The sequence below is a fragment of the Pseudomonas sp. PAMC 25886 genome (assembly GCF_000242655.1).
GTDB lineage: Bacteria > Pseudomonadota > Gammaproteobacteria > Pseudomonadales > Pseudomonadaceae > Aquipseudomonas.
In genome coordinates, this window is record NZ_AHHC01000081.1 from 184,523 (window position 1) to 195,523 (window position 11,001).

General features: G+C 63.0%; 8 protein-coding genes. 2 read left to right on the forward strand and 6 right to left on the reverse strand.

All coding sequences use genetic code 11. From position 1 onward, the window contains the following. Positions 1 to 19 precede the first annotated feature (19 nt). Complete coding sequence (locus tag MUM_RS0126335) at positions 20 to 1,378, forward strand: cation:dicarboxylate symporter family transporter (protein WP_010175933.1); 1,359 nt, start codon at positions 20 to 22, stop codon at positions 1,376 to 1,378. Here the strand turns inward: MUM_RS0126335 and yghU are convergent. The 4 genes from yghU to MUM_RS0126355 are packed head-to-tail and all read right to left on the reverse strand — an operon-like array spanning position 1,311 to position 7,956. Continuing rightward, on the reverse strand, positions 1,311 to 2,144 hold the full coding sequence (gene yghU, locus MUM_RS0126340; protein WP_010175935.1) for a glutathione-dependent disulfide-bond oxidoreductase: 834 nt from the start codon (positions 2,142 to 2,144) through the stop codon (positions 1,311 to 1,313). The two genes, MUM_RS0126335 and yghU, sit on opposite strands and share 68 nt — an antisense overlap. 5 nt (positions 2,145 to 2,149) lie before the next feature. Next, complete coding sequence (locus tag MUM_RS0126345; RefSeq protein ID WP_010175937.1) at positions 2,150 to 3,592, reverse strand: efflux transporter outer membrane subunit; 1,443 nt, start codon at positions 3,590 to 3,592, stop codon at positions 2,150 to 2,152. Next, positions 3,585 to 4,766, reverse strand: a complete 1,182-nt coding sequence (locus MUM_RS0126350) for an efflux RND transporter periplasmic adaptor subunit (protein ID WP_010175939.1) — start codon at positions 4,764 to 4,766, stop codon at positions 3,585 to 3,587. Before MUM_RS0126350 ends, MUM_RS0126345 begins: the two co-directional genes overlap by 8 nt. A gap of 1 nt (position 4,767) precedes the next feature. Then, positions 4,768 to 7,956, reverse strand: coding sequence for an efflux RND transporter permease subunit (locus tag MUM_RS0126355; RefSeq protein ID WP_010175941.1), 3,189 nt, complete (start codon positions 7,954 to 7,956; stop codon positions 4,768 to 4,770). A 288-nt stretch (positions 7,957 to 8,244) separates the two neighbouring features. Between MUM_RS0126355 and MUM_RS0126360 the strand changes: the two genes are divergently transcribed. Beyond that, the gene (locus tag MUM_RS0126360; RefSeq protein ID WP_029616110.1) at positions 8,245 to 8,661 is read left to right on the forward strand and encodes a MarR family winged helix-turn-helix transcriptional regulator; all 417 of its coding nucleotides are present in this window, start codon (positions 8,245 to 8,247) and stop codon (positions 8,659 to 8,661) included. Positions 8,662 to 9,518: 857 nt separating this feature from the next. Here the strand turns inward: MUM_RS0126360 and MUM_RS0126365 are convergent. Both MUM_RS0126365 and MUM_RS0126370 read right to left on the reverse strand, forming a co-directional pair. After that, positions 9,519 to 10,463 (reverse strand): aldo/keto reductase, encoded by a 945-nt coding sequence (locus MUM_RS0126365; RefSeq protein WP_010175945.1) that lies wholly within the window; start codon positions 10,461 to 10,463, stop codon positions 9,519 to 9,521. Between the two features lie 12 nt (positions 10,464 to 10,475). After that, on the reverse strand, positions 10,476 to 11,001 hold a 526-nt coding region (locus MUM_RS0126370), incomplete at its 5' end, for a TolC family protein (RefSeq protein WP_010175947.1).

Genomic DNA, 11,001 nt, shown 5'->3' on the forward strand with positions numbered 1-11,001 from the left:
ATATAAATGAGGCATTCCCATGCATACGCCCCGCATCGCGCTGGTCTGGCAGATCCTGATCGGTTTGCTCGCCGGCATCGCCATCGGCGCCCTGCTGCACCGGTTCCCCGAATCCCGGCCATGGCTGATTGAAAACCTGCTGCAACCGGCGGGCGATATCTTTATCAAGCTGATGAAGATGATCGTCGTGCCCATCGTGTTTTCCTGCATGGTGGTGGGCATTGCCGGGCACGGTGACGGCAAGTCCCTGGGGCGCATCGGGGTCAAGTCCCTGAGCTATTTCTTCTGCATCACCACCCTGGCGATCATCGTCGGGCTGGTGATGGGCAACCTGCTCAAGCCGGGTGCCGGCACCGAGTTGTCAAGCCTGCAAGCCAGTGCAATGACCTTGCCCACCAGCAGCGCCGGCGGTGGCCACAGCCTGGGGCAGATCATCGTCGGGATCATCCCGGACAACGTGGTCAACGCGATGGCGCAGGGCAGCTTGCTCTCGGTGCTGTTCTTTGCGGTGATGTTTGGCCTGGGGGTTTCGCGTTTACCGGCCGAGCGCAAGGACCCGGTGATTGCCGTGCTGCGCGGGGTGTCGGAGGCGATGTTCAAGGTGACGTCGATGATCATGGCCTACTCGCCCATCGGCGTGTTCGGGATGATCGCGGTCACCGTGGCCAACTTCGGTTTCAGCTCGCTGTTGCCGTTGGCCAAGTTGATTCTGGTCAGCTACGTGTCCATCGCGTTCTTCGTGCTGGTGGTGCTCAACCTGGTGGCGCGCCTATGCGGGATCAACCTGTTTGCGTTGATGCGGCATATCAAGGATGAGCTGATCCTGGCGTTTTCCACGGCCAGCTCCGCGGCGGTGATGCCGCAACTGATGAAGAAGCTCGAAACCTACGGCGTGCCGCCTTCGCTGGTGAGCTTTGTGGTGCCGGTGGGGTATTCGTTCAACCTGGACGGTGCGTCGCTGTTCCTGGGGATCGGCACCTTGTTTGTGGCGCAGTTGTATGGCATCGACCTGAGCCTTGGCGACCAGGCACTGCTGGTGGTGACCATGGTGTTGACGTCCAAGGGCGCGGCCGGGGTGCCGGGGTTCATGTTCGTGATTTTGTCGGCGACCCTGGCGAGTGCGGGCTTGCCGCTGGAAGGCATCGCCTTTATCGCCGGGGTGTATCGCCTGATGGAAATGCCGACCACCGCGTTGAATGTGCTGGGCAATGCCCTGGCACCGCTGGTGATCGCCAAGTGGGAGCGCCGTGACGGCGCCGCTGACACCTGTGGTGAGGGAGCAAGCTCCCTCGCCACAGGGAGCGCTGGGGTCAGTCGAGGTCCGACGCGTCATGACGCTCGCGCAGTTGCTCTGACGGCTCGCCCGAAACGCGGTTGACCCGGCGCCCACGCTGCACCGCAGGCCGCGCTTCGATGGCATCGGCCCAACGCAGCACGTGCTTGTAATCCTGCACCGAGAGAAACTCTCCACCCTCATACAAGCGGCCTTTCACCAGGCCGCCGTACCACGGCCAGATCGCCATGTCGGCAATGGTGTACTCGTCGCCGGCGATGTATTCGCGCTCGGCCAACTGCTTGTCCAGTACGTCCAGTTGACGCTTGGTTTCCATGGCGAAACGGTCGATGGCGTATTCGATCTTGGTCGGTGCGTAGGCGTAGAAATGCCCGAACCCACCGCCCAGGTACGGCGCGCTGCCCATCTGCCAGAACAACCACGACAGGCACTCGGCACGGGCCGCAGGCTCGGTGGGCAGGAACGCACCGAACTTCTCGGCGAGGTACTGCAGGATCGCCCCGGATTCGAACACCCGAATCGGCTTGGGCCCGCTGCGATCCAGCAATGCGGGAATCTTCGAGTTCGGATTGACCCCGACAAAGCCGCTGCCGAACTGGTCACCGTCGCCGATCTTGATCAACCACGCATCGTATTCCGCCCCCGTGTGCCCCAGGGCCAACAGTTCTTCCAGCAGGATCGTGACCTTTTGGCCATTGGGCGTTGCCAGGGAATACAGCTGCAACGGATGACGACCTACCGGCAATTCCTTGTCGTGGGTCGCACCCGCGATGGGCCGGTTGATACTGGCGAAGGTGCCGCCGTTTTGGGTCTTCCAGGTCCAGACTTTTGGCGGTACGTAATCAGTCATGCTTATTACTCCTTGGGGTTCAATTGCGAGGTGTCGGCCAACTGGGCCAGGTTCCAGCCGCCACCCAATGCTTTGATCAGCCCTACGTTGGCACTTAACTGTTGAGTCTGTAGATCCAGCACCGTTCGCTGTGCCTGCAACGACGCCACTTGCGCCGTCACCACATCCAGGTACGCCGCGCCGCCCTGGCGATACCGCGCCAGTGACAAGTCCTCGGCGTACTGCGCGGCAGCCGCCGCGTCCCGCTGGTCTACCAGGGCGGTGTCGAGCCCCGAAATGATCGACAGGTTGTTCTCCACCTGCTCGAACGCGGTCAACACTACACCACGGTACTTGGCCGCGGCTTCATCGGTGGCCGCCTTGGCACTGTCGACCCCGGCCTGGCGCGCGCCGCCGTCAAAGATTGTCCCCACCAGCGACGGGCCAATGGCCCAGAACAGGTTGGGTGCGCTCAGCAAATGCGCAAACTCGTCGCTCTGGAAACCGCCCTGGGCACTCAGGGTAACCGCCGGGAACCAGGCGGCTTTGGCCACGCCTATGCGTGCGTTGGCCGAGGCGATCCGGCGTTCAGCGGCGGCAATGTCCGGCCGGCGCTGCAACAGCGTAGACGGTACACCGGTGGGCACGCTGGGCAAGGCGATATCCGCAACGCTGGGGGCAATCGTGTAGGTCGATGCGGATTCACCCAGCATCGCCGCTATCGAATGTTCGAGCACCGCACGCTGCACCAGGTTCTGGCTCAGTTGGGATTTGACCGTCGACAATTGGGTACGCGCCCGCGCCACGTCGAGGCCGGAAACGATGCCACCGCCGTGCAGGCCTTCGGTCAGGCTCAAGGCCTTCGCATAGGCGTCGCTGGTTTGCTGCAGCAACTGGTCTTGCCGGTCGATGCCACGCAGGCGGATGTAGCTGTCGGCCAACTGCGCCTGCAAGCTCAAGCGCACCGAAGCCAGGTCGGCCTTGGCAGCCTGGGCATCGCTGGTGCCGGCGGCCACGGTGTCGCGCACACGGCCCCACAGGTCGACTTCATAGTCCACCTCCACGCCCACGGTCCCGGAATCGTAGACATTCGGCGGGCTGGCCGAACGCAACGGACGCGTGTCGGACTGGCGAATACGCTGGGCATTACTGGACCCGATGACTTTCGGAAACAGCCCGGATTGCGCCTGGGCCACGAACGCCTGGGCCTGGGAATAGTGAGCGAGTGCCGCACTCAAGTCCGGGTTGTTTTGCAGCAACTGCTGCTCCATCCCATCCAGTTGCGGGGCCTTGTAAATGTGCCACCAACCGTCGCGGCTCGCTTGGTCGTTCGGCGTGCCGACGGTCCACGGGCCCTGGGTGTGAAACTGCGCGGCAACGGGCACATCCGGCACATCCAGCGGCGGCGCAAGGTGGCAGGCGCCCAGGCCCAGGGTGGCGGCCAATACCAGGCAAGTGCGCTTAGCCATGGGGTTTGGCCTCTGGGGTGTTGGCGGCCAGTTGCACCGAATCGTCGTCGGCCAGGCCGTCGGGCGGGGTGTCAATCACCCGGTCGGTGGCAGCCAGGCCACTGCCGATTTCCACGCTGTCGCCGAAGTCCCGGGCAATGGTCACGGTCTTGAAGTGCACATGATTATTCCCATCAAGGGTCGCCACGCGCATGCCCTTGTCATCGAACACCAGGGCGCTGGCGGGCAGGCGCAGCACATCGGTCTGCACCGGCAAGGTGAACTGCACGCTGGTGTAGGCGCCCGGCAACAGGCGGCTGCCGGGGTTGTCCACCAGCAGTTGCACCAGGGTGCTGCCGGACGCGGCATTCACGGCATCGGCGGTGGCGATCACCTTGGCGGTGAAGGTTTCGCCGCGATATTCCGGCACGCTCAGACGCGCCACGGTGCCCACCTGGATCTGCGGCGCTGACGATTGCGGCACCTGCACATACACCCGCAGGCGGCTGACGTCAGAGACCGCGAACAGCTCTTTGCCGGTGGCGCCACCGGCACTGATCAACGCCCCCACATCGGTGGAGCGCGCAGTGACCACGCCGGCGAACGGTGCGGTCAGGCGCTGGAAGCCCTTGGTGGCAATCAACTGGTCGACGTTGGCCTTGGCCGCGACCACTTTGGCCTGCTTGGCGGTCAGGTCGCCGGTGCGCTCATCCACGTCCTGGCGCGACACCGAGTCCGACGCAAGCATCGCCTGCCAGCGCTTGGCGGTGGTTTGTGCCAGCGACTCGTCGGCCTGTGCCGAAGCCAGTACGGCCTTGGCTTGCAGCAGTTGCTGATCGAGCTCCGGCGTGTCGATTTCGGCCAGCAGTTGCCCGGCCTTCACGTGGTCGCCGATGTCGACGCTCCAGGTCTTGAGGTAGCCATTGACCCGGGCAAAGATCGACGCCCGGGAGTACGCCTCGAGGCGTCCCGGCAGGTTCAGCACCGGGCCCTGGGGCTGCACGCTCGGGGTGATCAGGATCACGCTGGGCAAGGCCTGGGTGTCGGTCCAGGTTTTCAGGTCGCGGGATTCGCTGGCGCGTACGCCGATGCCGAATACCACCACGGCGACCAGCACCACCAGCCCCAGCACCAGCCAGAGCAGACCACGGGATTTACGGCGGGGTGAACCCGGATTGGAAACGGAAATGGACATGTCAAACCCCTTGAGTGGCGGTGGTCGCAAGCGTGGCGTGCTGACGCCGCCCGTGCACAAGACTGAAAATCAGCGGAACCAGGAACAACGTGGCAATGGTGGCGAAGGCCAGCCCGCCGATGACCGCACGGCCCAGCGGGGCGTTCTGTTCGCCGCCCTCCCCGAGGCTCAGGGCCATCGGCGCCATGCCGATGATCATTGAAATGGCGGTCATCAATACCGGGCGCAAACGGGTGAAGCCGGCTTCAAGGGCCGCCTGCACCGCATCACCGTGCACCGCGAGGCGTTCGCGGCAGAAGCTCACCACCAGGATGGCGTTGGCGGTGGCCACGCCCATGCACATGATCGCCCCGGTCAAGGCCGGCACCGACAGCGGCGTGTGGGTGACAAACAGCATCCACACAATGCCTGCGAGCGCCGCCGGCAAGGCGGTGATGATCACGAACGGGTCGGCCCAGGACTGGAAGTTGACCACAATCAGCAGGTAGATCAGCACCACCGCGCCGAGCAGGCCAAACAGCAGGCCGCTGAAGGCCGCGTTCATGGTTTGCACCTGGCCCTGCAACAGCACCTTGGAACCAGTGGGCACCTCGCTGGCGTGGGCGGCGATGATCTTCTGGATATCCGCTGCCACTGCGCCGAGGTCGCGGCCCTGGATCGCGGTCAATACTTCCACCACCGGCTGGATATCCGACTGGGTCACCACCGAGTTGCTGTGAGTACGCTCGATGGAGGCCAGGCCACCCAGGGTCTGGTCTGACGCTGCACCGGCGCTGCCGCTCAACGGCAGGTTATGCAGGGCCGCCAGGGTGTCGAGGCCGTACTGCGGGGTTTGCATCACAATCGGGTACGACACGCCGTTGGCCGGGTTGAGCCAGAAAGTCGGCGCCACCTGGCTGGAACCCGCCAGGTTGACCACCAGGCTGTTGGTCACATCGCGTTCGTTCAGGCCCACCAACTGCGCTTGCGTGCGGTCCACATCAATCTTGAACGTGGGCAGTTGCCGTGACTGCTGGATACGCGCATCCACCACGCCCGGCACCCGGCGAATGTCCCGCAGCAGGGTGCTGGCATAGGTGAAGTTGGCCGGCAGGTTATTCCCGGCGATTTGCACATCCACCGGCGCGGAAGAACCGAAGTTGAGGATCTGCCCGACGATGTCGGAGGCCGGGAACGAGAACACCGCATTCGGGAATTCCCGAGGCAGTCGTTCACGCAGTTCGCGCATGTAGTCGGCGGTGGGGCGATGGCCCTCTTTCAGGCTGATCTGGATGTCGCTGTCCTGGGAGCCAACGGTGCCGGTGTTGTTGTAGGCGACGTTGATCCCGCTGATGGCCAGGCCGATGTTGTCGACGATGGCCGCCAGTTCCTGCGGCTCGATCACCTTGTGGAGGGTGTCCTCGATCTGCGAGACCAGCCGCGCATTGCTCTCTACCCGCGTGCCGATCGGCGCCCGCACATGCAGCAGGATCTGCCCGGAATCCACCTCAGGGAAAAAGTTGCGGCCCAGGAACGGCACCAGCGCAAACGACACGGCGACAAACGCCAGCATCGCAATCACCACCATACGGCGGTGATGCAAGGCACTTTCCAGCGCACCGTGGTAAACCCCGCGAAACGCCTCGAACTGGCGCTCGAACCCGCGCTGGAACTTCACCAGCGGGTTGCTCGATGGCGCCACCACCGGCGTGCCGTCCGCATGGTGTTCATGCGGTTTGAGCAGGTAATTGGCGAGGGTCGGCACCAGGGTGCGCGACAGGATGAACGAGGCGATCATCGCGAAGATCACCGCTTCCGCCATCGGCACAAACAGGAAACGCGCCACGCCTTCCAGGAAAAACATCGGCACAAACACGATGCAGATACACAGCAAGGAGACGAACGCCGGCGTGACAATCTGCGACGCACCGTCGAGGATCGCCGTCTCCACTGGCTTGCCCTGCTCCAGGTGCCAGTTGATGTTTTCGATGGTTACCGTGGCGTCGTCCACCAGGATCCCCACGGCCAGTGCCAGGCCGCCGAGGGTCATGATGTTGAGGGTTTCACCGAGCGCCGACAGCGTGGCAATCGACGACAGAATTGCCAGCGGAATCGACGTGGCGATGATCACCGTCGAGCGCCAACTGCCGAGGAACAACAGGATCATCAGGCTGGTCAGTGCCGCTGCAATCACCCCTTCACGGGCCACACCGCTGATGGCCGAACGCACGAACAGCGACTGGTCGCCGATCAGGTCGATATTCAGGTTGGGCGGCAAGGCGCCCTTGTTGTCGGCCAGTTTGTCCTTGATGCCGGCGATCACCCCGAGGGTCGAGGCCGAACCGGTCTTGAGCACCGGCAGCAGCACGGAACGGTTGCCGTTGACGTGCACGATGTTGGTCTGCGGCGGGTTGCCGTCCCGCACCGTGGCCACGTCACGAATCAATACGGTGGTGCCGTCGGCGGTCTTGATCGGCAGGTTTTCCAGGTCGTGGAAATCCGTCGGCGAGTTGTTCAGTTGCAGGTTGAACTCATAGCTGCCGATCTTTTGCGTGCCCACCGGGGTGATCAGGTTCTGGGTGGCCAGGGCGTTGGCCACGTCCTGCGCCGAAAGGCCCCGCGCCTGCATCCGCGCCGAATCGAGGTCGATCTGCACCTGGCGCGTCTTGCCGCCGAACGGGTACGGCAGCGCTGCACCGGGCACCGTGGTCAGCATCAGACGCACGGTGTTGAGGCCCAGATCGCCCAGCCGCTGCTCGGTGAGCCCTTTGCCGGACAACGCCAGTTGCACGATCGGCACCGTCGAGGCGCTGTAATTGAGCACCAGCGGCGGTGTGGTGCCGGGCGGCAGTTGGCGCAGGATGGCCTGGGACACCGAGGTCACCTGTGCGTTGGCCGTACTGATATTGACCCCCGGCTGGAAGTACACCTTGACGATGCCGAAGCCGTTCAACGATTGCGCCTCGATATGGCGGATGTCATTGACCGTGGTGGTCAGCACCCGCTCGAAGGGCGACGTGATACGGCCGGCCATCTGGTCCGGAGGCAAGCCGGTGTACTGCCAGATCACGGCAATCACGGGGATGCGAATTTCGGGGAAGATGTCGGTCGGGGTACGCCAGGCCGCGAGCGGGCCCACAATCAGAATGAAAATAGCCAATACCAGGAAGGTATAGGGGCGCCGCAATGCGATGCGCACAAGGTTGAGCATAGGTCTGATCCAGACAGGAAGTTGATGACTGAAGGAGGTACCAAACAGCGCTTCCCTCCTGCCCCGCCCGTCTGTGATCCGGGCCAACTGCACTGACATCCGGTCAAAATAGAGGCATATGCCACGATATAGCGTTTAGAGGCATACGCAACTAATTTGTTGCTACATGTGTCAATATTCATCTTGCCGGATTAACGTTCGGTTAACCCTTGGCCTGTAGCGAGTGACCCGCCTGTGAAATGCGCACCGCCCACCCTGAATAGCCCCAGCACCTGTTCCAACGGAGCCGTGCGTCGCGCGTCCCGTCGCATGGCGCAGATCTATGACGAAGCGTTTGTGCCGTTTGGCCTGAAGGCTACCCAGTATTCGCTGATGAACCACATCGCCCAGGGTGACGCGCCCAAAATGCGCGACCTGGCGCATTCGTTGGTGATGGACCTTTCGGCCCTGGGGCATACGCTCAAGCCGCTGGTGCGGGACGGGTTGGTGGTGTTGCAGGTGGACGAGCTGGATCGTCGCAGCCGGCGGGTGCTGTTGACCGACGCGGGGCAGCACAAGTACGAGGAAGCGCGGGTGGTGTCTCGGCAAATGGCGGTTCGGTTTGATGAGGTGTTTGGTGCTGAGGCGGCTTGCGAGTTGCGCAAGGCCATGGACTTTATTGCGTCTGATGAGTTTGCTCGGGCGTTGTTGGGTAAGGGTGGGTGATTGGGGGCATATCCGTTATTTTTGTTATGGCGGGTATGGGTTCCGCTCTTACAGCGGGTCACTTTTGAAAGGAGCCCAAAAGTAACCAAAAGGCTCTTGCCCCACCACTCGGCACCTCGCCTAGGCTCGGTGTGCCCTCACTCCGGTACTACTCCGCGGGCCGCCGCGACGGGGCGTCCCTGCCCCGTCGCGGCTAAACCGGCGTCCTGCCGGTTTACCCGCTCCGTACTACCTGCGTTCGGCCAGCGTGGTTTAACGGGGCGCCTAAGATCAAGATCAAAAGCAGATCAACAGCACAGCGGCCTACAGGCCGGCTTGAGTGGTGTGAAGCAAAGGCAACATCAAGATCAAAATCTACAGCGGGAACGGTCAAATGTGGGAGCTGGCTTGCCTGCGATGGCATCAACTGGGTGTATCTGAAAAACCGAGTTGTCTGCATCGCAGGCAAGCCAGCTCCCACAGAAAAGCAGAGCTGCATCCGTTTCAGATTTGGTTTTCGCTTTGGCTTTCGCTCTGGCTTCTACCACTCAAGCCGGCCTGTAGGCCGCTGTGCTCTTGCTTTTGATTTTGATCTGGCTCTGACTGCCCCAATAAGCCCGAGGCCGAACGCAGGGATTGAGGAGCGGGTAAACCGGCAGGACGCCGGTTTAGCCGCGACGGGGCAGGGACGCCCCGTCGCGGCGGCCCGCGGAGCAATGCCGGAGTGAGGGAACACCGAGCCTAGGCGAGGTGCCGACAGGCGGGGCAGAGCCCTTTGGTTACTTTGGGGCTTTTCCAAAGTGACTCGCTGTAAGAGCGAAACCATAGGAGGCCGTTACCTAGATAACGGATATGCCCCCCTCCCCCCCCGATTGAACTCAAAACTTCTCCCGCGAAATAAACCCCAACACCCCGGTATCCATCACCGGATTAAAACGCACCCGGGTCGTGATGTCCTTCTCGATCTCACGCATCGCCGCCTGAGGCAATGTGGAAATATCCGCATCCTCCTGAATCCGTGCCGGCGTCACCGAGGACGTCAAAAACGCCACCCCACGCTGCACCGACCACGCCAGCGCAACCTGTGCCGGCGTCTTCCGCACCCGCCGCGCAATCGTGGTAATCACCGGCTCATCCAGCACCCGCGGCCTCATCCCATGCCCCAGCGGCGCAAACGCCAACACCACAATCCCGTGCTGTTTGCAGAACTCCAGCAACTCCCATTCGGGCAAATAGGGATGTGACTCAACCTGCACCACCGCCGGTTTTATCCGCGCCACCGCCACCAGCTCCCGCAACGTATCCAGGGTGATGTCCGATAACCCGATGGACTTGCAGCGCCCCTCATCCACCAACCGCTCAAGCACCCGCCACGTCTCGATCAGCGTCACACCCGAGTCATACAGCACATGCCCAAAAGCGTCCCGTGGATGCAGCTCGTCACCCGGCAGAAACGCAAACGGCGTATGGATCATGTAGCAGTCGATCACATCCACCCGAAGCCTGCGGCAACTGGCCTCGAACGCCGGCACCACCCGCTCGGGCCGATGGTTGTTGTTCCACAGCTTGGTGGTGATGAACAGTTCCTCACGCCGGACTTTACCGGCCGTCATCGCATCGTGAAGCGCCGCCCCCACCTGCGCCTCGTTGCCATACCGCTCGGCGCAATCGAAATGCCGAAAGCCCGCCTCCAACGCTTCCGTGACGGCCTGGGTGGTGGCCGTCAGGTCCCTGAACAGCGTGCCAAACCCCACCGCCGGCATCGCGCCCGCGCCATGCTGCAAAGGAAAACGGGTATCGCGAAGGGCATCGTAATAGCTCATTTTTTTACTCCACTAGCGTTTGAAATCGTTGACCGAGCGACCGCCGAGCGCCACGAACAGGCGCACGGTGTCGAGGTGTCGGGCGGTGCTCGCCCGGATCTGCCCGAGCAAGGCCTGCTCATAGGCGCGTTGTGCCTCCAGCACTTGCAGCAAGCCGTTCTCCCCTGCTCCATAGGCGTGCTGGTTCAGGCGCAAACTGTTGTCGGCGGCCTGTAGCGCAGCGGTCTGCGCCTGGTATTCCTCGGCGTCGTGGTTGATCGCCTGCAAGGTGTCTGCGACCTGGCCGAAGGACTGGATGACGGTCTGCTGATAGTGGGCGAGCGCGGCGTTGTAGCCCTCCACCGCCACCTGGCGCTCGGCCTTGAGGGTGCCGCCGTCGAAGATCGGGCCCGCCAGCCCGGCGGCGAAGCCCCAGAGTGCTGCACCTCCGTTGCCCGACGCGGCCTGGGCCAGGGAGGCAGACAGTTCCACATGGGGGTAGAGATTGGCGGTGGCCACGCCGACCGCCGCACTGGCGGCGTGCAGTTCGGCTTCGGCT